Source organism: Marinobacter oulmenensis, assembly GCF_014201735.1.
GTDB classification, from domain to species: domain Bacteria; phylum Pseudomonadota; class Gammaproteobacteria; order Pseudomonadales; family Oleiphilaceae; genus Marinobacter; species Marinobacter oulmenensis.
Genome location: NZ_JACHFE010000006.1, coordinates 251,043 through 273,225, shown reverse-complemented (window position 1 = coordinate 273,225; position 22,183 = coordinate 251,043). Strand labels below are relative to the sequence as shown.

20 protein-coding genes and 1 pseudogene are annotated in these 22,183 nt (G+C 60.1%); 12 read left to right on the top strand and 9 right to left on the bottom strand.

The genetic code is table 11. From position 1 onward, the window contains the following. Nucleotides 1-39 precede the first annotated feature (39 nt). The 6 genes from hpf to yjgA all read left to right on the top strand — a co-directional run bounded on the left by hpf (nt 40) and on the right by yjgA (nt 4,101). Complete coding sequence (gene hpf, locus HNR38_RS13025; RefSeq protein WP_183704920.1) at nt 40-348, top strand: ribosome hibernation promoting factor; 309 nt, start codon at nt 40-42, stop codon at nt 346-348. 92 nt (nt 349-440) lie between these two features. After that, complete coding sequence (gene ptsN, locus HNR38_RS13020; RefSeq protein WP_183704919.1) at nt 441-911, top strand: PTS IIA-like nitrogen regulatory protein PtsN; 471 nt, start codon at nt 441-443, stop codon at nt 909-911. Nucleotides 912-946: 35 nt separating this feature from the next. Further along, the gene (gene rapZ / locus HNR38_RS13015) at nt 947-1,831 is read left to right on the top strand and encodes an RNase adapter RapZ (protein WP_183704918.1); all 885 of its coding nucleotides are present in this window, start codon (nt 947-949) and stop codon (nt 1,829-1,831) included. A gap of 7 nt (nt 1,832-1,838) precedes the next feature. Continuing rightward, on the top strand, nt 1,839-2,108 hold the full coding sequence (locus HNR38_RS13010; protein WP_183704916.1) for an HPr family phosphocarrier protein: 270 nt from the start codon (nt 1,839-1,841) through the stop codon (nt 2,106-2,108). Nucleotides 2,109-2,201: 93 nt separating this feature from the next. Beyond that, the gene (gene mgtE / locus HNR38_RS13005; protein ID WP_183704913.1) at nt 2,202-3,563 is read left to right on the top strand and encodes a magnesium transporter; all 1,362 of its coding nucleotides are present in this window, start codon (nt 2,202-2,204) and stop codon (nt 3,561-3,563) included. 16 nt (nt 3,564-3,579) lie between these two features. Beyond that, on the top strand, nt 3,580-4,101 hold the full coding sequence (gene yjgA / locus HNR38_RS13000; protein ID WP_183704911.1) for a ribosome biogenesis factor YjgA: 522 nt from the start codon (nt 3,580-3,582) through the stop codon (nt 4,099-4,101). Nucleotides 4,102-4,141: 40 nt separating this feature from the next. Here yjgA and HNR38_RS12995 read toward each other — a convergent pair whose 3' ends face one another. The 7 genes from HNR38_RS12995 to HNR38_RS12965 all read right to left on the bottom strand — a co-directional run bounded on the left by HNR38_RS12995 (nt 4,142) and on the right by HNR38_RS12965 (nt 13,269). Continuing rightward, on the bottom strand, nt 4,142-4,966 hold the full coding sequence (locus HNR38_RS12995; protein WP_183704909.1) for a carbon-nitrogen hydrolase family protein: 825 nt from the start codon (nt 4,964-4,966) through the stop codon (nt 4,142-4,144). A 15-nt stretch (nt 4,967-4,981) separates the two neighbouring features. Continuing rightward, on the bottom strand, nt 4,982-8,704 hold the full coding sequence (locus tag HNR38_RS12990) for a YhdP family phospholipid transporter (protein ID WP_183704907.1): 3,723 nt from the start codon (nt 8,702-8,704) through the stop codon (nt 4,982-4,984). A 63-nt stretch (nt 8,705-8,767) separates the two neighbouring features. Beyond that, nucleotides 8,768-10,249, bottom strand: coding sequence for a ribonuclease G (gene rng, locus HNR38_RS12985; protein ID WP_183704905.1), 1,482 nt, complete (start codon nt 10,247-10,249; stop codon nt 8,768-8,770). Then, nucleotides 10,246-10,851, bottom strand: a complete 606-nt coding sequence (locus HNR38_RS12980) for a Maf family protein (protein ID WP_183704903.1) — start codon at nt 10,849-10,851, stop codon at nt 10,246-10,248. Before HNR38_RS12980 ends, rng begins: the two co-directional genes overlap by 4 nt. Nucleotides 10,852-10,856: 5 nt before the next feature. After that, nucleotides 10,857-11,333: a rod shape-determining protein MreD gene (mreD, locus tag HNR38_RS12975; protein WP_183704901.1), complete on the bottom strand. Its 477-nt coding sequence runs from the start codon at nt 11,331-11,333 to the stop codon at nt 10,857-10,859. Next, nucleotides 11,333-12,229, bottom strand: coding sequence for a rod shape-determining protein MreC (mreC, locus tag HNR38_RS12970; RefSeq protein WP_221275806.1), 897 nt, complete (start codon nt 12,227-12,229; stop codon nt 11,333-11,335). The genes mreD and mreC overlap by 1 nt, the downstream gene beginning before the upstream one ends. Beyond that, nucleotides 12,226-13,269, bottom strand: a complete 1,044-nt coding sequence (locus HNR38_RS12965) for a rod shape-determining protein (RefSeq protein ID WP_183704899.1) — start codon at nt 13,267-13,269, stop codon at nt 12,226-12,228. Before HNR38_RS12965 ends, mreC begins: the two co-directional genes overlap by 4 nt. Before the next feature lie 255 nt (nt 13,270-13,524). Here HNR38_RS12965 and gatC point away from each other — a divergent pair, with 255 nt between their 5' ends. From gatC to gatB, 3 genes are read left to right on the top strand one after another with little or no spacing between them, the layout of a single operon-like run. Continuing rightward, nucleotides 13,525-13,812 carry an Asp-tRNA(Asn)/Glu-tRNA(Gln) amidotransferase subunit GatC gene (gene gatC, locus HNR38_RS12960; RefSeq protein WP_183704897.1) on the top strand — a complete coding sequence of 96 codons (288 nt, stop codon included), beginning with the start codon at nt 13,525-13,527 and terminating at the stop codon, nt 13,810-13,812. A 28-nt stretch (nt 13,813-13,840) separates the two neighbouring features. Then, on the top strand, nt 13,841-15,298 hold the full coding sequence (gatA, locus tag HNR38_RS12955) for an Asp-tRNA(Asn)/Glu-tRNA(Gln) amidotransferase subunit GatA (protein ID WP_183704986.1): 1,458 nt from the start codon (nt 13,841-13,843) through the stop codon (nt 15,296-15,298). A gap of 22 nt (nt 15,299-15,320) precedes the next feature. After that, entirely contained in the window at nt 15,321-16,775 is a 1,455-nt protein-coding gene (gene gatB / locus HNR38_RS12950; RefSeq protein WP_183704895.1) for an Asp-tRNA(Asn)/Glu-tRNA(Gln) amidotransferase subunit GatB, read from the top strand. A 212-nt stretch (nt 16,776-16,987) separates the two neighbouring features. Here gatB and HNR38_RS12945 read toward each other — a convergent pair whose 3' ends face one another. Beyond that, nucleotides 16,988-17,935 carry a LysR family transcriptional regulator gene (locus HNR38_RS12945; RefSeq protein ID WP_183704893.1) on the bottom strand — a complete coding sequence of 316 codons (948 nt, stop codon included), beginning with the start codon at nt 17,933-17,935 and terminating at the stop codon, nt 16,988-16,990. Between the two features lie 133 nt (nt 17,936-18,068). On the opposite strand from HNR38_RS12945, the gene HNR38_RS12940 reads away from it, so the two are divergent. The 3 genes from HNR38_RS12940 to HNR38_RS12930 are packed head-to-tail and all read left to right on the top strand — an operon-like array spanning nt 18,069 to nt 21,991. Further along, on the top strand, nt 18,069-19,484 hold the full coding sequence (locus tag HNR38_RS12940; RefSeq protein WP_183704891.1) for an acetyl-CoA carboxylase biotin carboxylase subunit: 1,416 nt from the start codon (nt 18,069-18,071) through the stop codon (nt 19,482-19,484). An 18-nt stretch (nt 19,485-19,502) separates the two neighbouring features. Next, complete coding sequence (gene oadA / locus HNR38_RS12935; RefSeq protein WP_183704889.1) at nt 19,503-21,308, top strand: sodium-extruding oxaloacetate decarboxylase subunit alpha; 1,806 nt, start codon at nt 19,503-19,505, stop codon at nt 21,306-21,308. A gap of 17 nt (nt 21,309-21,325) precedes the next feature. Further along, nucleotides 21,326-21,991: a carbonic anhydrase gene (locus tag HNR38_RS12930; RefSeq protein WP_183704887.1), complete on the top strand. Its 666-nt coding sequence runs from the start codon at nt 21,326-21,328 to the stop codon at nt 21,989-21,991. 15 nt (nt 21,992-22,006) lie between these two features. Here HNR38_RS12930 and rimO read toward each other — a convergent pair. Further along, nucleotides 22,007-22,150, bottom strand: a pseudogene (gene rimO / locus HNR38_RS12925) (30S ribosomal protein S12 methylthiotransferase RimO); the annotation flags it as partial. Nucleotides 22,151-22,183 lie beyond the last annotated feature (33 nt).

Sequence of the window (22,183 nt, the reverse complement as noted above, 5' to 3'; positions counted from 1 at the left end):
CACCAGAGAAGGCCGGTTTGACGACAACAGGAGAAGCCTATGCAACTTAATATTTCAGGCCATCACGTAGAGCTGACGCCCGCTCTGAAAGACTACGTTAACAGCAAGTTTGAAAAGCTGGAGCGTCACTTCGACCACATCAGCAACTGCCAGGTAACCCTGGAGGTTGAGAAGGTTCGCCAGAAGGCGGAAGCCACCATGCACGTGATCGGCGGTGAGATTCACGCAGAGGCTCAGAACGAGGATATGTACGCGGCGATTGACGCCCTGGTCGACAAGCTTGACCGTCAGATCCTCAAGCACAAGGAAAAGAATGTAGACCGGATGCACGGTAACGGCGCACGCTAGAACCCGCGCCAGTTTACCGGCTGTATCAACCAATCGTGCTGCGGCGGGAATCACCGGCCGCAGCCTTTTTTTTACGGAAGTGCAGTCGATCCATGAGCGACCCATCACTGACCATCGATAACATTCTGGCCCCGGAGCTGACCCTTTGCCGGGTTCCGGCGTCCAGCAAGAAGCGTGTCCTGGAATTCATTGCCGAGCGGATTCACCATCAGGATGAAACCCTCAACGATACCGACATCTTCACCAATCTCGTCTCCCGGGAACGCCTGGGGAGCACCGGTATCGGACAGGGTATTGCCATCCCCCACTGCCGCCTGGAAGGGCTCGACCGGGTGATTGGCGTGCTGATGACACTGGATGAACCTGTGGACTTTGATGCCATCGACAACCAGCCGGTGGACCTGGTGTTCGCCCTGGTGGTGCCCAAAGAGGCGACCAGCGAACATCTGGAACTGCTGAGCCAGCTTGCCGAGAAGTTCAATGACAGCGGCTTCTGTGAGCAACTGCGCCAGTGTACGGATGCAGAATCGCTCCACCGGAGTATGATGTCCGCCAGCCAGTAACGGATGAATTTACCGGAAGACCGAAGGAGCTCCCCATGAAGCTGATCATCGTCAGTGGTCGATCAGGCTCGGGCAAAAGTACGGCCCTGCACGTGCTTGAAGATCTGGGCTTCTACTGTGTCGACAACCTGCCGATTGGCCTGCTCATCCCCCTCACCCGGGAAGCCGCGCCACAGGAAGCACCTGGCCGGCTCAAGCGCATGGCGGTCAGTATTGATGCGCGAAATCTGTCCGACGAACTGGCCAACTTCGAGACCATCTACCGCCAGCTCGAAGACAGCGGCATCGCCATGGACATCATCTTCCTGGATGCCGACGAATCCTCGCTGCTGCAGCGCTTCCACGCCACCCGGCGCAAGCACCCGCTGAGTGACGACCAGACCTCCCTGCGCGAGGCCATCACCAGCGAGAAAACACTGCTTGAGCCCCTGTCCAGGCTGGCCGATCTTTACATCAACACCACCGGTCTTTCGATGTATGAGCTCAGGGACATGGTCAAACAACGGGTGGCCGGCCGGCGCGACCAGGAACTCGCCCTGTTGTTCCAGTCGTTCGGCTACAAGCACGGCGTGCCGGTAGACTCGGACTACGTCTTCGATGTCCGCTGCCTGCCCAATCCCTACTGGGATCACAGCCTGCGTCGCTACATCGGTACCGATCAGCCGGTTATCGAGTTTCTGGAGAGGGAGCCGCTGACCGGACAGATGGTGCAGGACCTTACCGGTTTTCTGGACACCTGGCTGCCGGCCTTTGCCCATACGAATCGCAGCTATCTAACCATTTCCATTGGCTGTACCGGCGGACAGCATCGCTCGGTCTACGTCTGCGAGCAGTTGGGGCGCCACTTCGGACAGCAGTACAGCAATGTGCAGGTGCGCCACACGGAGCTTCCCCATTTGCGTAGCCGAGGGGAAATCTGAAAAGCCTATGCTGTGTCGCCCCATTACCATTATCAACAAACTGGGTCTGCATGCCCGCGCAACGGCCAAGCTGGTGGCCACCGCGTCGGATTTTGACAGCACGGTACGAATCCGGGGCAACGGACGGGAAGTGGACGCCAAGAACATCATGCAGGTGATGATGCTGGCCGCAAGTCAGGGCACGGATGTGGAACTGGTCGCCGATGGCCCGGATGAGTATGAAGCCATCGAAGCGCTGGCAGCCCTGATCAATGATTATTTCGGAGAAGGCGAGTAATACCGGCAAACTCGGCATTCACCTACAATCCCCCCTCACCTGCCCTTGCTAACTCCGCTATAATACGGAAGTTTTCTGATCGCAGGTGGTTTAATGACTGATATTCTGGAAAAAGGCCAGGCGCGCCAGCGGCTACGCTCACTGAGCGAGGCCCTGGACAGTGGTGCCCTCAAACAGGTGGCACGCATTCTCAATGGCGGCCTCAGTCCCAGCGATATCGCGCACCTGTTGGAATCCTCCCCGCCCCGCCAGCGTGCTCTGCTTTGGAACCTTGTTGAGAAAGACCTGGAAGGCGAAGTTCTCCAGTACCTCAGCGACGATATCCGGAGCTACTTCCTCAGCCAGCTCAATGCCCAGGAACTGGCCAACATCATCGAGGATTTCGAGTCGGACGACCTGGCCGACCTGTTGCAGCAACTGCCGGATACGGTCATCCAGGAAGTCCTGGATACCATGGACGATCAGGACCGTCAGCGTGTCGAAGCCGTGCTGTCCTATCCCGAGGACACCGCCGGCGGCCTGATGAACACGGACAGCATCACCGTGCGTCCGGACCTCAGTATTGACGTGGTTCTGCGCTACCTGCGCCGCCACCGCAGCCTGCCTCCCATGACCGACAGCCTGATTGTGGTCAGCCGGCGGGATGAATTCATCGGTGTGTTGCCAATCACCCGCATCCTGGTCTCCAATCCGGCAGCCACCGTCCGGGAAGTGATGGACACCGACATCGAACCGGTGCCGGTCAGCCTGCCCGATACCAAAGTCGCCACCCTGTTCGAGCGCTATGACCTGATTTCCGCGCCGGTGGTTGACGAGAGCAACAAACTGCTTGGGCGGATCACCATCGATGACGTGGTCGATGTAATCCGGGAGGATGCCGATCACTCATTGATGAGCATGGCCGGTCTGGACGAGGACGAAGACACCTTTGCCCCCGTTATCCGCACCACCCGTCGCCGGGCAGTCTGGCTGGGCATCAATCTGATCACCGCGTTGACGGCGTCCGCTGTAATCGGCCTGTTCGAGGAAACCATTGCCAAGGTGGTAGCCCTGGCCGTCCTGATGCCCATTGTCGCCAGCATGGGCGGCATCGCCGGCAGCCAGACCCTGACCCTGGTTATCCGGGGTATGGCCGTGGGTCAGATCAGTGGCGCCAACGTGCGCTGGCTGCTGAACCGGGAGTTTCTGTCAGGCATACTCAACGGCCTGCTATGGGCGCTGGTGGTGGCCACCGCCGCGGTATTGTGGTTCCAGGACCTGCTGATTGGCGCCATCATTGCGGCGGCCCTGGTGATCAACCTGGTAGCGGCCGCACTGGTAGGCACCGTACTGCCCCTGTTTCTGAAGTCCCGAAACATTGACCCTGCCCTGGCGGGCAGTGTCATCCTCACCACCGTCACTGACGTGGTGGGCTTTATGTCTTTCCTGGGGCTGGCCACCCTCTTCTACGCATGACAACAACCGGATACCCATGAGCGACCAAGACCACGACGACAACATTTACGAAGGCCCCAGCAAATCCCAGGTCAAGCGGGAGATGCATGCCCTGCAGGATCTGGGCAAACGCATGCTGGATCTCGGCGACGAGCAACTCGACGCCCTGCCCATCAGTGATACCCTGCGGGCGGCCATTGTCGAGTCCCGTCGCATTCGCAAGCACGAGGCACGGCGCCGGCACCTGCATTACGTTGGCAAGATCCTGCGCAGTGAGGATGACCCCGAGGCCATTGAGCGCGGTCTGAGCGCGTTTGTTGCCGGCAGCGAGGAACACACCCGCCGACACCATCTGGCCGAACGCTGGCGCGACCGGATGATTGCCGATGGCGACCGTGTGGTGGGAGAGTTTATCGAGTATTGCCCACAGGCGGACATCCAGCACCTTCGCAACCTGGTGCGCAATGCCCGCAAAGAGGCGGAAAAGCAGAAAAACACCGGCCAGGCGAAAAAACTGTTCCGCGCCCTGCGGGAATGGATTGATGAGGCGGAGCAATAGGGCTCCGAGGAAGGTGGGCGGGCAGACCTGACTAAGCCTTCTACAAACGCCGGTGCTGCCACACCGGCATCCGGGTCCTCACCTGTTCCAGTCGGTGCGGGTCCAGGTCACTGACGACCACGCCGGGGCCTTCCTCCAGTTCGCCAGTCACCTTGCCCCAGGGATCACAGATCAGGCTGTGGCCATAGGTGCGACGACGTTCGCTGTTATGGCCGCCCTGGCCGGGTGCCACCATCCAGACCTGATTTTCAATCGCCCGGGCACGGATCAGCGGATGCCAGTGGGCATCGCCGGTCTGCCAGGTAAAGGCACTGGGCAGGCAGATCCACTCTGCACCTTTCTCCCGCAGGGCCCGGAAAAGCTCGGGGAAACGCAGGTCGTAACAGATGGCCAGGCCCAGTACCCCGGCTGGCGTCTGCACGGTAACCACCTGATCACCAGGCTCAAAGGTATCCGATTCCCGATACTGGCCATGGGCGTCTTCCACCTGGGCATCGAACAGATGAATCTTGTCGTAGCGGGCAACTTCCTCACCCTGGTCATCGTAGACAACGCAGGCAGCCCGGACCCGGTCCGGAATCTCCTGCCCGTCGGGGGTTGTCGCCAGGGGCATGGAGCCGCCGACAATCCACAGGCCCAGCTCTTTCGCCTGTTTTGACAGAAACCGCCGGATTACCGATTCACCCCCGGACTCCTGACGCCCCCACTCGCGCATCTGGGAGGTCGACAGGACGGCGAAGTTCTCCGGCAACACAGCCACTCTGGCCCCCTGGTCCGCTGCCTGCCGCAACAGCCGTTCGGCACTCGCCAGATTGGTGGTGATATCGCGGGTACTGACCATCTGGATGGCGGCTACTTTGGTCATCGTGTGGCTTCCTCTTCAGTCGGTGTCAAATACGCCACGGAGATCCACCTCCGGATCGTTCCAGCTTCCAGTGACACTATAAGTCGCGCTGGTCAGCTTGCTCAACGGGTCACCGAGAATTTTGTCCAGTACGAACAAAGCTCCGCCGATCGGTGCGCCGGCTCCCATCAGCAGTGCCGCGAGCGGCAGGTTCTGGGTAACCGGCAACACCACCACCAGCCGCATATCCAGGCTCTCGTCCGCCATATTGGTGGCGCCACTGAGCTTGAAAGCACCAGACGGACCCACTAACTGAAGTTCCGGATCCATGGTCACCAGACCGTCAACGAGCTTCATCTTGCCGGAGATGGCATCGAACGCCACACCCGCCTCGTAGAGGTCCGAGAAATCCAGCTTCAGCCGCCGCCAGAGGGTGTCGGTATTAAGCAGGTTAAACACGCGGAACAGCTGGGCAGACCCGCTCTCCTCCAGAATCACACCATCATCGAGGCGGCCACGGATCTCGCCACTGAGCCGGGCGGGATCAATCCGGTCCGGGCTGCCCGGCCATTCCAGATCCAGCGCCACCTCGGTTTTTTCGTTCTCCAGGGGAATGGGAGTGCCCGTCAGCGCTTGCAGGTCACGAAGCGCTCCGCCGGAGAGTTCGCCCTGGAAGCGGGACGTTTCCCTGCCACTGAGCAGACTCCAGGTCAGATTGCCCTTCAGCCGGAGTTCACCAAGGTGACCATCAATCGACTGGACTTCAATCCGCTCGTCCTGGGGCCGGAGCAGAAACCGCCAACTGCCGGCGGACTGCTCTCCCAGCCAGAGCTGGTTGAGCGTGACATCCACACCCGGCCACGCCGCCAGATCCAGTTCGCGGAGTGTTGCCGCCGTGTCTTCACCGGCCTCAGTCATGGCCGGAGTGGTTTCGGTTATCCCGGTCTCACCGCTTTTTCCGGGCAATCGAAGGGTTTTAAGGTCCACCTTAATGGCACTCCCATCCTTCGGGTAAACCACTTGTCCGAGCGCTACTTCGGAGTCTGTACTCAGCAACCACCGGTCGCCGAGATCGCTGCCGGATACCTGAACACCAGACAACTTCTGATCCCCGAGGTTGAGCTGATCAAACTGCAGGTCAAAACCATCAGCCCGCCAGTTCAGCCGGAAATCCATCCGATCCTGCCAGAGTGTCGCAACATCCACGCCCTCTGACACAAACGGGTTCACCTCCACCGTCAGGTCCGTTGCCTCGGAGGCAGACTTGCCCAGCGGCGCCGGCCAGCCCACGGTTAAACCGGTCAGATCCGAACTCAGGGTAATCTCTGAGGCACCCTCCGAGTCCACCAGCAAGCCAGCGGTGTAATCGAGGGTTCCTGACATCCCCAGGCTCTGATTTTCCGCCAGACCGGCTTCGGTAAGAACGTCAGGCAGGGTCAACCGGCCGGTTTGTCGAATGGCCACGGCATCGTCACGGTCGCTGCGGGTAAAATCGAGAGCCACTGGTGCGCCCATGAAGCGGGCGGTTACCGGTCCGCCGGAGAAGCCCTTGCGGGTGTGGTAGGTCAAATCCGCCTCAATCTCCTGCCAGGACAGTCCGGTCTGCGGCAAACGGAAGCCGGCCCCGGAAGTCCTCACCATCGCCTGGACCGTTGGTTCCGCGTCGGCTACCAAAGGCAGATCAATATCCAGGTCCACGCCAAACTGGCCATTGTACTGCGCCTGGCGCGCGCCCTCGCCAGCCCATTGCCCCAGCGGGGTATTCGCCAGCCACCAACTGACACGCTCCCCCGACACCTTTGGCGCAGTTTCTATCAGCAGGCGAGCGGGATCGTCACCACCCGCTTGCAAGCGGACTTTCGTTCCCGAGATGTCCAGCCCACCAGTCTCACCTTCGTTTAAATTGATCCAGGCATCACCACCCTGGACCCGCACCCGGCCGGCAGCACCCTGCACTAGCGGCCAGGACGGGTCATAGCGCACCTGGCCGTCTTCAAACTCATACCACATGGAAGCGACAAAGCCTCCCCGTGGGGCTCCCCGATCAATTCGGCCGTGGCCATAGAACCTGCCATCGCTGATTCTGCCCTCCTCGACCGCAGTGGTGAGCCACTGATAGAGCTCCTCGTTCACCACATCGACCGGGACAAACCCGGCGAGCATGGAAGCATCGCCGTTCTGAATCGCCACACGCAGCCCGAGGTTATCCTCGCCCTGTTTATCAAGCCGCAACTCAAAGCCGCCACTGACCCGGGTATCATCACCGTAGGTCGCTTCCAGATTATCCGCGCCGACCCGCGTAATCGGCCCATCCATCTGCCAGGAAACCCGCCCCTGCAGACGGGTAAAATCCCAGGCTCCGGCAAACAGCTGAGGAAAACCTACAGTGGCTGGCTTGCCGGTATCCAGGTCCACATAGCCCCCGGTGGCGTCCACCTGCAACTGGCCATACACGTCACTGGCCTCCGGTGTGCCACGCCATCCCTGTACACCGGCTTCCCGCAGCCTGGCCGTCAGCTCGAACTGTTCCGCCTGTTCCGGGATCACCAGTTTGAATTCGTCGAGATAACCGGAGGGCTGGTAGTGTTCCAGAGCACTGCCTGCCTGCTCCGGCAACAGCGCCAAGGCCTGCACCAGACCCCGGATGGGCGATAATGGCAGGGCATTGGCGCGGATCACCGCCTGACCATCACTGCCCTGGCGCAGACTCAGGTTGAAGGCCGGCACCGTCTCTTCCTGCCAGCGCCAGCTCAGGTCCTGGAAAATCAGGGCCTCACCGGGCAACCAGCCAAACCGGGCCTGAATGTCCTCAAGCGGTGCCAGGGAGTCGCTGCCAACCCCCAGTTGCAGATACGGCGTGGAGACTGTGCCCTGGACCCGGCGGATCTCGCCATTTGCCAGTGTGACCCAGGCCTCGCCGCCCAGGTCAAACCCCTCTGCCCGCAGGTCCCGCCAACTCAGATCATCCAGCAGGCCGTCAAACAGTCGCCCGGAGTCGACGTCCAGATACAGTTGACCCGTAAAATCCCCCCGGAAAAAGTGCTGGCCAACCAGGGAGAAGCTGGCCAGTTGAGTGGCGGTCCCCGCCTGCATCGCACGCCCGGACGCCTGAAACAGGCCCCGGCGATAACTCAGATCCAATTGCGGAATATAAAGGTCACGCAGGTTGTCACGGTTGCGGCCGACGGCCAGGCTGACCCGCGTTATCCGGGCTTCCGGCTCAGATAGCCAGCGCCCGGCCAGTTCAACCCATTCCTGCCATTCGTCAGCCCGGGTTTCCGGCATCGGTACCAGTTCGGCCATGGCTTCAGGCAAAGGGGAGTTTTCAGGCCTGACCAGTGTCAGCTGCAACCCGTCTGCTTCGATGTCCTTGAAAACAATGCGCTGCCGGGCCAGTGAGGACCAGAAATCGAGCTCAACTATCAGGTGTTCCAGGTCGGCAATGGTTTCACCATTCTCGGCATTGGTGACCACCAGGCCGGTAGCGATGACGGAGGGATCCAGCCAGTTCCAGCGGGAGGACAGACGATCAATGGAAATATCCAGACGGCTGCGGGCAGACAGTTCCTGTTCCAGCTCATCGGTAAAGCTGTCGAGATTGGCGGTCAGTTGTCGACCGATGCCGGCATACATGGCCAGCAGCACCAGAATAGTCAGCGCCGTCCACCAGACCAGGCTCGCCAGCCTGGAGGCAATGCGCGCTACCGGCCCGCTTACGGCCGGATCTGGCGTCGGGTGGTCGTAATCCTGGTTCGACATGGTAACAGACCGCTCTCCCTGGGGCCTCTGGATCAGTAGCTCAGATATTAGCCAGACGGGACACTAGAGCAGTACCACATCGTACTGTTCCTGGCTGTAAAAGGGCTCAACCTGAAAGCGAATGGTTTTGCTGATGAAGGTTTCCAGGTCCGCCACATTGTCTGATTCCTCATCCAACAGGCGGTCCACCACTTTCTGGGAGGCCATGACCAGGTAGCTTTCAGCTTCGTAAACCCGGTTCACCCGCATGATCTCGCGGAAAATCTCATAACAGACCGTCTCTGCAGTTTTCAGGAAGCCCCGACCATCGCACACAGGGCAGGATTCACACAGCACCTGACCCAGACTCTCAGTGGTACGCTTGCGGGTCATTTCCACCAGACCGAGCTCCGAGACACCGGTGATCTTGGTTTTGGCATGGTCCCGTTCGAGCATCTTCTCGAGCATGCGATGGACCTGACGCTGATGCTCGGTATCCTCCATGTCGATGAAGTCGATGATGATAATGCCGCCGAGGTTACGCAGCCGGAGCTGCCGGCTGATGGCCCGGGCAGCTTCCAGGTTGGTCTTGAAGATGGTCTCTTCCAGATTCCGGTGGCCGACAAACGCGCCGGTATTGATATCAATGGTGGTCATCGCCTCGGTCTGGTCGATAATCACATAGCCACCGGACTTGAGCTGCACTTTCCGGCTCAGGGCCTTCTGGATCTCGTCCTCGACAGAATAGAGGTCGAAGATCGGGCGCTCACCGGGATAGTATTCCACCTTGTCGGAGAATTCGGTGACGAACTCGTCAACAAACTCCATCACCCGCTGATGGCTTTCGCGGCTATCAATCCGGACTTTTTCGGTCTGCGGACGGATCAGATCCCGGATGGTGCGGATAAACAGAGGCAGATCCTGATAGACCGCACAGGGCGCCTTGACCCGGGTGATACGCTCATTGATCGACTGGCTGACCCGGTGCAGGTACACCATGTCGGCCACCATCTCCTCGGTCGAGGCGCCTTCAGCCGCAGTGCGGATGATAAAACCGCCGTCGATGTCCTCCTTCTCGACCGCTGCCTGCTCGATGAGTGCCTTCAGGCGGCTACGCTCGGTATCGTCCTCGATGCGTTGGGAAATACCAATGTGACTGACACCGGGCATGAACACCAGATAGCGGGACGGAATGGAAAGCTGGGTGGTCAGGCGCGCGCCCTTGGTACCGATGGGGTCCTTGGTCACCTGAACCACCAGGGACTGACCTTCCCGTAACAGTGTCCGGATATCCGGCACCGTTTTGGGCACGTCGGAGGCTTCGTCAGGGCCTGTCTGGCTACAGACCACATCCGACGCGTGGATGAACGCGGCCCGCTCCAGCCCAATATCCACAAAGGCGGCTTCCATCCCCGGTAACACCCGAACCACCTTACCCTTGTAGATGTTGCCGACAATGCCCTTGCGGCTGGTACGTTCGATGTACGCTTCCTGGAGCATGCCGTTTTCCACCAGGGCAACCCGGGTCTCGACGGGCGTCACGTTGATCAGGATTTCTTCACTCATGTTCCGTTCTCCTTACTGCCACCTGGCCAGCCCTGCCAGACCGGATACCCTGCCTGCGCCAGCAAGTCGGCGGTTTCCTGCAAAGGCAGGCCGACGACGGCGCTGTAACTGCCCTTCAGTTCACTGACAAAGATACCACCACGGCCCTGGATACCGTAGCTGCCGGCCTTGTCAGCGGGCTCCCCGGTGGCGACATAGGCGGCAATTTCGTCGTCGGACAGGTCACGGAAGGTCACATCGGTGACTGAAACCACCGTGTCGCAGAACTCGCCCCGGGCCAGCGCCACGGCGGTCATCACCTGGTGGGTAACGCCAGAAAGGCTATTGAGCGTTTCCCGGGCCTGCTGATCTGATTCCGGCTTGCCCAGAATGAGCCCATCAAGCACCACCGAGGTGTCAGAGCCCAATACCAGATCCTCCGGATGTTGTCCTGCCACTGCCAGGGCCTTCTCCCGGGCCATGCGTTCGACATAGGCCAGGGCCGATTCAGCCGCAGCTGGCGTTTCATCGATGTTCGCCGGCTGCACCCGAAAACTCAGGCCAATCTGCGTCAGCAGCTCGGCGCGGCGAGGTGAGGCCGAAGCCAGAATCAGAGCCGTCATGCACACTACCCGAGTTTGTGATTGATACGGTCAAGAATGCTGGACACCAGCGGCCAGAGGATGGCAGACGTCAGGGCCGGCCAGAGGTAGCTGAACCCCGGATTGTCGGCCCCCAGAAACTGTTTGATAAAATGCACCAGCATCTGGCTGACCCCCAGCAGCAGGAACACCACCAGACACTGCTGCGGCAATGGATACATGCGCAGGCGCTGGTGAATGGTCAACACCAGAAAGGCGACCATGGCCATAGCCATGGCGTTGACGCCGAGGGGGGTTGCTTCCAGCACGTCCAGCAACAGTCCCAGACACCAGGCCATCAGCACGCCAAACTGCGCCGGCGCCCGGAAGGTCCAGTAGAATACCACCAGCCCCAGCCATTCCGGGCGGAACTCAAACCAGCCGGCGGGGAAAAGGGAGATACTCAGTACCAGGGACAGGACCACCGATACCAGGAAAACGGGATAGCTTATAACCGACAGCATCAGTTCACCTCCCCGGTTGCCGGACTATCGATGGCGTCGGGTACCGACTCCTCCTGGCGCTGGAAAACCACCAGCACCAGCCGGCTCTGGCTCAACCGGGCTTCCGGCGAGGCCTTGATACTGACGAAGGGCTCACCGGCTTCCTTGGTGATGCTGCTGACTTCCGCCACCGGGTATCCGCGCGGGAAGCGGCCGCCCAGCCCGGAACTGACCAGCATATCGCCTTCGCGGATATCGGCTGTGTCGGGCACGTGAACAAGGTCCAGTTCATTGCTCTGGCCAGTCCCCAGAAGCACCGCCCGCAGACCATTTCGCACGACCTCCACCGGAACCGCGTGGCTGCTGTCAGAAACCAGGAGAACGCGGGAAGTAAACTGGCTAGTCTGGATCACCTGCCCCATCAGTCCCTCCGCATCAAGAATGGCCTGGCCCACGGTGACCCCGTCGCTTTCGCCCTTGTTAATGATGATCTCATGGGAAAAGGGGTCCGGAGAGACACCCACCACCTCGCTGACCACCACACGGTCATCCAGAGTTTCCGATGAATTCAGCAGGTGTCGGAGTTCATTGTTCTCGGCCGCCAGAGCGGCATATTTGAGCGCCCGGCGCTCGAGAATCAACAGACGGGTTTTCAGTTCCTCGTTTTCCTCCTCCAGATCACCACGGGTGACAAACAGGCCGGAGAACCAGTCACTGAAACGATAGGGGGCATTGCCCAGCCAGTGCACCGGCGCCAGCCCTGTGGAAATGGCACTGCGCATCGGAGACAGCCGGTCAAAATGGGCATCGGCAGCGATCAACGCTGCCGATACGAGGATAACCAGAAAGAGCCTGAGGCCGGGCACCGGCCCCTGGACAAAGATGGTTTTAATGGCGAAGCCCTCCCACGGGATCAACCCTCCTGGGAGAACATCCCAATGCCGCCGCGATCCATGACTTCAAGTGCCTTGCCGCCGCCACGGGCCACGCAGGTCAGCGGATCTTCGGCAATGATCACCGGCAGGCCGGTCTCCTCGCTGAGCAACTGATCCAGGCCCCGCAGCAGCGCGCCGCCACCGGTCAGGACAATACCGCGCTCGGCGATATCCGAGGCCAGCTCGGGCGGGGACTGTTCAAGCGCACTTTTGACCGTCTGAACGATCTGCGCCAGGGATTCCTGCAGGGCGTCCAGAATCTCTTCACTGTTCAGCGTAAACGCACGAGGCACGCCCTCTGCCAGATTGCGTCCGCGGACATCGATTTCCCGGACTTCCAGCCCCTCATAGGCACAACCGATCTCGTGCTTGATGCGCTCGGCGGTGGAATCGCCGATCAGGCTGCCGTAATTGCGACGCACATAGGTCACGATGGCTTCGTCAAACTTGTCACCACCGACCCGGACGGATTCGGCATAGACAATGCCGTTCAGGGAGATGATGGCGATTTCCGTGGTACCGCCACCAATGTCCACAATCATGGAGCCACTGGCTTCTTCCACCGGCAGGCCGGCGCCAATGGCGGCGGCCATGGGCTCTTCCATCAGGAACACTTCCCGGGCGCCGGCGCCCAGAGCGGATTCACGAATGGCCTTGCGCTCCACCTGGGTGGATTTACTGGGCACACACACCAGAACCCGCGGGCTCGGGGTAATGAAGCTGTTTTCATGCACCTTGTGAATGAAGTGCTGCAGCATTTTCTCGGTGACGACAAAGTCGGCGATAACGCCATCTTTCATCGGACGGATGGCGGTGATATTGCCCGGCGTACGACCCAGCATACGCTTGGCTTCGGAGCCGACGGCGGCGACCATTTTCTGGGAATTATTGGTGCGGATCGCGACAACTGACGGCTCGTTCAGGACGGTTCCGCGCTCACGCACGTAAATAAGGGTGTTGGCGGTGCCCAGATCGATGGACAGGTCGCTGGAGAAGATGCCTCGGAGTCTTTTGATTAACATTCGTGTTGTTTCAACCTGAGAGTTGCGGTTGCAGAAAAGAATGCGGCAACTTTAGCAGTGAGGGCATGTGCAGGCAAGGCGCCATCCGGGCTACAGGCATTGCCATGATGATATTTTGCGGCAGGTTTTGCTGCGGCCCGGGGAACCATCGGGACAGGGATTCTGATACCATAGCAGGCCGGTTTTAAAAGGGGCATGACAGGCGGTTTCCCCAAGCATCTCCCATTAAATTGTTTTCACACATTTGGAGGCAACGTGAGCATTTCCCGCGAGGACATCGAGAAGGTTGCCGTGCTCGCCCGCATAAAAGTGGACGACGAGCAGGTTTCGGCACTGGAGAAAGATCTGGGCAATATTCTGGACCTGGTGGACCAGTTGGGCGCGGCAGACACCGATTCGGTTGCACCCATGGCACACCCGCTGGACGCCGTTCAACGACTGCGTGCCGACGAGGTGACGGAAACCGACCAGCGTGCCGGATTCCAGGCCATCGCCCCGGCCACGGAGAAAGGCCTGTACCTGGTTCCGAAAGTGATTGAGTGATCAGCCATCAGAGACTTCAGGATTCATGATGCATAACAAGTCCGTAGCAGAGCTTTCCCGGGAACTGGAAAGCGGCAAGATTTCAAGCGTGGAACTGACCCAGCAGTTCCTGGACCGTCTGAAGCAGGAAGACGGCAAGTACAACAGCTTTATTACCGTATGCGAGGACCAGGCCCTGGCCGACGCCAAAGCAGCCGATGACATGCGTGCGGCTGGCCGGGCAACGCCCTGGACCGGTGTGCCCTTCGCCCACAAGGACATTTTCTGCACCAATGGCACCCGCACCACCTGCGGCTCGAAAATGCTCGAAAACTTCGTGCCGCCCTACGACGCCACGGTCGCGGAAAAGTTCAAGGCCGCCGGCGCAGTGTGCCTGGGCAAAACCAATATGGACGAGTTCGCCATGGGCTCCTCCAATGAATCCAGCCACTTCGGCGCGGTCACCAACCCATGGGGCCTGAGCTCCGGGCAGAAACGGGTACCCGGCGGGTCATCCGGTGGTTCGGCGGCGGCCGTGGCTGCTCGCCTGGTACCGGCCGCCACTGGCACTGACACCGGCGGCTCCATCCGTCAGCCAGCTGCCCTCTGTGGTATCAGCGGGCTCAAGCCAACCTATGGCCGGGTGTCCCGGTACGGCATGATCGCCTTTGCCTCCTCCCTCGACCAGGGTGGCACCATGGCCCGGACAGCCGAAGACAACGCGCTGATGCTGAATGTCATGGCCGGCTTTGACCCACGGGACTCCACCTCCATTGACCGGGAAGTGCCGGACTACACCGCCACTCTGGACCAATCCCTTAAAGGCATGAAGATTGGCCTGCCCCGCGAGTATTTCAGCGACCAGTTGTCGCCGGCCATGGCCGAGCAGGTCCGCAATGCCATCAGCGAGTATGAAAAGCAGGGCGCCATTGTTCAGGAAGTTTCCCTGCCCAACGCCAAGCTGGCGATTGCTGCCTACTACGTAATCGCACCGGCGGAGGCATCCGCCAACCTGTCCCGCTTTGACGGTGTGCGCTACGGCTACCGCTGCGAAGACCCGAAAGACCTGATGGACATGTATACCCGCACCCGGGCTGAAGGTTTTGGCAACGAGGTCAAGCGCCGGATTCTGGTAGGGACCTACGCCCTGTCCCACGGGTATTACGATGCCTATTACCTGCAGGCCCAGAAGGTCCGCCGACTGATCCAGCAGGATTTCATCAATGCCTTCAAGGACGTTGACGTACTGATGAGCCCGGTAACACCGTCCCCGGCTTTCGCCCAGGGCGAGAAGACCACCGACCCGGTGGCCATGTACCTGGAGGATGTGTTCACCATCGCCATCAACCTGGCGGGACTGCCGGCCATGTCGGTTCCGGCCGGTTTTGTCGACGGACTGCCGGTGGGCCTGCAGATTATCGGAGACCATTTCTCCGAAGCCCGCCTGCTGAACGCCGCCCATCAGTTCCAGCAGGCTACCGACTGGCACCTGCGAGAGCCGAAATAAGCCCGACAGAGGAGACGAACACATGCAGTGGGATATCGTGATCGGGCTGGAAATTCACGTTCAGCTCGCCACCCGGACCAAGATTTTCTCAGGCTCCAGCACCGCCTACGGTGCCGAACCCAACACCCAGGCCAACGCCGTGGACCTGGCCATGCCCGGCACCCTGCCCGTGCCAAACGAGAACGCCTTCCGTTATGCGGTGATGTTCGGCCTGGCCACCAATGCGGAGATTGGCCGGCGCTCCATGTTCGAGCGTAAAAACTATTTCTATCCGGACCTGCCCAAGGGCTATCAGACCACCCAACTCGCCCAGCCTATTGTCGGCCCGGGCCATATGGACATTGATCTGCCAAGCGGTGACACCAAGCGGGTACGTATTCACCATGCCCACCTGGAGGAGGACGCCGGCAAGTCCCTGCACGAGGACTTTCACGGCATGTCCGGCATCGACCTGAACCGGGCCGGCACGCCGCTGATCGAGGTGGTCACCGAGCCAGACATGAACAGCGCCGAGGAAGCGGTCGCTTTTGCCAAAAAGCTGCACAGTCTGGTGACCTCGCTGGGTATTTGTGACGGCGATATGTCCCAGGGCTCGATGCGCTTTGACGTCAACATTTCGCTCAAGCCGAAAGGATCTGACGAGCTGGGCACACGTACGGAAACCAAGAACCTGAACTCGTTCCGGTTCATGGAGCAGGCCATCCATCACGAGGTTGAGCGCCAGCTCGACATTCTTGAGGACGGCGGCCGCATCGTGCAGGAGACCCGTCTCTATAATGGCGACCGTGATGAATCCCGGTCCATGCGCACCAAGGAAGAGGCCAACGACTACCGCTACTTCCCCTGCCCGGATCTGCTGCCGGTGGAGATCGACGATTCCTTCATTGAGGAAGCCCGCAATAGTCTGCCGGAACTGCCGGATGAACGGAAGGCGCGCTTGATGGAAGAGTACGACCTGAATTCAGCGGATGCCTCTACAATCTCCTCTGACTCAAACATGGCCAATTTCTTTGAAGAAGCATCACGGAGGTGCGGTGAGCCAAAGCTCGTAGCAAATTGGCTTAACGGAGAAATCGCAAGTCGAATGAACCAAGAGAATATAAGAAACATTGCGCTTGCGTTTATTGGCCCCGACGTAATTGCCAGCCTAATTACTCGAATAAAAGACTCCACAATCTCGTCAGCCGGCGCCAAGAAGGTATTTGATGCCCTCTGGACCGGTGAAAACGACAGTGTCGATGCCATCATTGAGGACAAGGGCCTGAAGCAGGTGTCTGACACCGGCGCCCTGGAAACCATGGTGGATGAGGTGCTGGCGAGCATGCCCGAGCAGGTGGAGCAGTATCAGAACGAGGACAACCCCAAGAAGCGCAAGAAGATGCTTGGCGGCTTCATGGGCCCGCTGATGAAAGCCTCCAAAGGCCAGGGCAACCCCAAGCTGTTCAACGAGATTCTTGTTCGCAAGCTTGGTGAGTGACGCCAAAGAATGAGCAGGACTTTCCGCCGGGCCTTAGCCTGCTGTTTTTCGGGCAGGGCCTTGGCGGGAAGCGCCTCACAAAAAACGCTCCTTCGGCACATCCCTGTGACGCTTGAGCTCCGCCATCCATGGCTCCGCACATTTTTATGAGGCGCTTCCCGCCAAACCCCGCATGATCCGGGTTACCGCTACGAAAACCCCACCCAAGCAACCTAGGAACTGAGGCGCCGAAACAGACGCTCAAACTGCCCGATGTTCTGCTGAATATAATCGATAAACGCCTGCATGGCCGGCGTGGGCTGCCGCGCCTGGGGATAGACCACACACCAGCTACGCCGCAGCGGAAACCCCGGCACATCAACCACCTGAAGGTTCCCGAGCGCCAGCTCCGACAACACTCCCAGACGCGGCACCACGGCCACACCCAACCCCGCCAGCACGGCGTGCTTGACGGCATCGTTGGAGCCAAACTCGATGTCCGGCTCCATTTTCAGCCGGTGCTCCTGGCAGAAGACTTCCAGCGCCAGACGGCTGCCGGACCCCGGCTCCCGCGTCAGTAGCTGACTGCGCAAAAACGTTTCCGGGCTGACCCGGCCCTGATCCAGCAACGGGTGCCCCCGGGGCGCCACCGGAACCAGTTCGTTGTCCAGAAACGGCAAGGACGCCAGCGGCCGGTCGGTGGGTACCATGCCCATGATCACCAGCCCGGCCTGGTTGTCGTTCAGGCTCTCCAGTGCCGTGGCGCGGTTCACCACGGAGACCGATACGCTGACCTGGGGATTGAGCTGAAGAAAGGAGCGCAGCAGATAGGGCACCACATACTGGGCGGTGCTGACCGCCACCAGTTTGAGCTCGCCGGCGACACGCCCTTCCAGGGCCGCCAGCCGGTTCTGCACGCGCTCCAGCTCCCCGAAAACGGCCGCCACACAGGTTGCCATTTCCTCCCCCGCTGCCGTGCAGTACAGCTTTCGCCCCACGTATTCAAACAGCCGGGATCCCAGCGCCTGCTCCAGGTGACGGATCTGGCTGCTCACCGCCGGCTGGGTCAGCCCCAGCAGGTCGCCGGCCCGGCTGTAGCTTTCCAGCTCATGGACGGCACGGAACACCTGAAGTTGGCGAAAAGTCAGGCGGTTGGCAAGTTGCTGGATACTGTTTGGCATCAGGCAATCTCTCGGCTCAGCTAACCATAAGGTATTACTTATATATACCACAAATAATATCAATTTTCCCTTTTAGGCCCACCCCGATAGCCTGAATAGACCTTTTCAAAGGACGCAAAACGGGGAATCTCCCATGCTCAAAAAAATCCTGATCGCCAACCGGGGCGAGATTGCAGTCCGGATCATTCGGGCCTGTGCAGAAATGGGCGTCCGGTCCGTAGCTATCTACACCGAACCGGATCGCTACGGCCTCCACGTCAAGCGGGCCGACGAAGCCTACTCCCTCGGGGACGATCCCATTGCCGGCTATCTGGACCCGGCCCGGATCGTCAACCTGGCCCTGGAAACCGGTTGCGATGCCATTCACCCGGGCTACGGCTTCCTCTCAGAGAACGCCGAATTTGCCCGTCTCTGCGAACAGCAGGGCGTTACCTTTATTGGCCCGGCTTCCGGCGTCATTCACAAGATGGGCGACAAGACGCAGGCCCGTAGCAGCATGCGTGCCGCCGGGGTCCCGGTCACACCGGGCTCTGACGGCAACCTGGAAAACCTGGATGAAGCCCTGAAGCTGGCCAATGACATTGGCTACCCGGTCATGGTCAAAGCCACCTCCGGCGGTGGCGGCAGGGGCATCCGCCGATGCGACACGCCCGAAGAGCTCAAGACTCACTACCCACGGGTGATTTCGGAGGCGACCAAGGCCTTCGGCTCCGCCGAGGTCTTCATGGAGAAGTGCATCGTCAATCCCCGCCATATCGAAGTGCAGATTCTGGCGGACAGCCAGGGCGAGGCCGTGCACCTGTTCGAACGGGACTGCTCGATTCAGCGCCGTAACCAGAAACTGATCGAAATTGCCCCCAGCCCCCAGTTGACCCCGGAGCAGCGCCAGTACATCGGCGGCCTGGCGGTCAAGGCTGCCAAGGCCGTGGGCTATGAGAACGCCGGCACGGTCGAGTTCCTGCTGACCGGCAACGAAGTCTACTTCATGGAGATGAACACCCGGGTTCAGGTGGAGCACACCATTACCGAAGCCATTACCGGCGTCGATATCGTTCGTGAGCAGATCCGCATCGCCTCCGGCCTGCCCCTGACCTATCGTCAGGAAGACATCCAGTACCGGGGCTACGCCCTTCAGTTCCGGATCAATGCCGAGGACCCGAAAAACGACTTCCTGCCCAGCTTTGGCCGGATCACTCACTACTACGCCCCCGGAGGCCCCGGCGTGCGCGTGGACACGGCCATCTATACCGGCTATGAAATCCCGCCCTACTACGACTCCATGTGCCTGAAGCTGGTGGTCTGGGCGCTCACCTGGGACGAGGTGATCGACCGGGGCAAGCGGGCCCTGGACGACATGCGCCTGCACGGCATCAAGACCACGGCCAACTACTACCAGCAGATTCTGGACCACCCGGACTTCCGTAAGGGCCTGTTTGATACGAGCTTTGTACCGGCGCATCCGGAGTTGCTGAACTATTCCACCAAACGTCACCCAAGCGAAATCGCCCTGGCGATCGCGGCCACCATTGCTGCCCACGCCGGCTGGTAATCTTCGGGAGGAACCAACATGAGTCATGCCAAGAAAATTGAAGTTACCGATGTCATCCTGCGGGATGCCCACCAGTCGCTGATCGCCACCCGCATGCGCACCGAGGACATGCTGCCGATCTGCGAGAAACTCGACCGGGTCGGCTACTGGTCCCTGGAGGTCTGGGGCGGCGCAACCTTTGATGCCTGCGTGCGCTTCCTCAAGGAAGACCCGTGGGAACGCCTGCGCCAACTGCGCGCCGCCCTGCCCAACACCCGTCTGCAGATGCTGCTGCGTGGCCAGAACCTGCTCGGCTACCGCCATTACGCCGACGACGTGGTGGAAGCCTTTGTTCACAAGGCGGCGGAAAACGGCATTGATGTGTTCCGGGTATTCGATGCCCTGAACGATCTGCGCAACATCGAAACGGCGATGAAGGCGGTGAAGGCCGCCGGCAAGCATGCCCAGGGCACCATCTGTTACACCACCAGCCCGGTGCACACGCCGGAGCTGTTCGTGAAACAGGCAAAAGACATCCAGGCCATGGGCGCCGATTCCATTGCCATCAAGGATATGGCCGGCCTGTTGACACCCTATGCCACCGAAGAACTGGTACGGGCCATCAAGAGCGAAGTGGATCTGCCGCTGGTGATTCACAGCCACTCCACCTCCGGACTGGCGCCCATGTGTCAGTTGAAAGCGATTGAAGCCGGTGCCGACCGGATCGACACCGCCATTTCCTCGTTTGCCCAGGGCACCAGCCATCCGGCCACCGAGTCCCAGGTGGCGGCGCTGAAGGAGACGGACTACGACACCGGGCTGGACCTGGAACTGCTCTCGGAGATTGCCGACTACTTCCGCGAGGTACGCAAGAAGTACCACCAGTTCGAAAGCGAATTCACCAAGGAAGACGTCAGCGTTCAGATCAACCAGGTTCCGGGGGGCATGATGTCCAACCTGGCCAACCAGCTCAAAGAACAGAATGCCCTGGAGAAAATCCGGGACGTGTTCAGTGAAATCCCGAAAGTTCGGGAGGACCTGGGATTCCCACCGCTGGTGACGCCGACCTCCCAGATTGTGGGCACCCAGGCGGTCTACAACGTTCTCTCCGGGCAACGCTACAAGACCATCACCAACGAAGTGAAACGCTACCTGCAGGGTGGCTATGGCCAGCCCCCGGCGGCCGTCAACAACGACCTTCAGAAAAAGGCGATCGGTAACGAATCGGTCAATGAAGGTCGCCCTGCCGACCTGCTGAGTGCCGAGCTTGGCAAGCTCAGGGAAGACATTGGTCGTCTGGCCACCAGTGAGGAAGATGTGCTTACCTACGCCATGTTTCCAGACCTGGGGCGGGAATTCCTGCAGCAGCGCAACGACGGCACACTGCAGCCGGAGGAACTGCTGCCACCGGAAGCCAAGGGCCAGGATCAGATCGCCGCTTCTGTGGCCACCGAGTTCAAGATTGATGTGCACGGTGAAACCTATGAGGTCGCCGTGACCGGTGTGGGTGCTTCGGGACCCGGCAAGCGCAAGCTGTACATGTCGCTGGACGGCATGCCCGAGGAAGTGGTGTTTGAATCGCTCAATGAGTACGTGGCGGAGGGCGGCAGTGGCCGCAAGCAGGCGACCGAGCCCGGCCATGTGACAACCGCCATGCCCGGTAACATTGTCGATATCCTGGTGAACGAGGGTGACTCAGTGAAAGCCGGCCAGGCCGTGCTGATCACCGAGGCCATGAAAATGGAAACCGAGGTTCACAGCAACATCGACGGTACCGTGCAGGCTATCTACGTGAACAAGGGCGATCGAGTGACGCCCGGAGAAGTGCTCATCGATATCAGCTGAGGCACATGAGGACGCTTATGGACCATATCATTCGTGGTGTACTGGATTTTCGAAAGAACGTTTACCCTGAGCACAAAGACCTGTTTGGCGAACTGGCCACCGGCCAGAACCCGGATGTGCTGTTCTTCACCTGCTCGGATTCACGAATCGACCCGAACATGATGACAGGCACCCACCCGGGTGACCTGTTCATCTGCCGGAATGCCGGCAACATCATACCTCCGCACAGCAATGAAACCGGGGGCATGACCGCCTCCATCGAGTTTGCGGTGGCGGTACTGAATGTCCGGCACATTATCGTCTGCGGGCATACCGACTGCGGCGCGATAAAAGGCGCCCTGGATGTTCAGGGGCTGAAAGGGCTACCCCACGTGCAGGAATGGCTGGGCCATTGCCGGTCGGCCATCGAGATCGTCCGGGAACGCCACGGCATCGCGAGCGATCAGCCGCTGGATGCCCAGTTCCTGAACGAAGCCATTGAGGAGAACGTGCTGCAGCAGGTCCAGCACCTGCGCACTCACCCTACGGTGGCGGCCAAACTGGCGAACGGCAAGATCCAGATTCACGGCTGGATCTACGACATCAAGTCCGGAAACATCCGCTGCTGCGGCCAGGACAGCTACGAGTTCCAGAACTTCAACGAGTTCTACTCAGACATCATCCAGAAGCTGGAAGAGGCCTGACCTCCACTCGGGGGATCAGGCCAGGACGCCCCAGAGATCGTGCTCGTCGGCGTGTTCGACAACGGCTTGTACGATCTCACCGGGCGCCAGGCCGGTCTCGCCATCGAGGTAGACCATGCCATCGATACCAGGGGCATCGGCTGTCGAGCGGCCGACCGCCTTCTGAACTGAAACTTTTCACTCATTAACCAC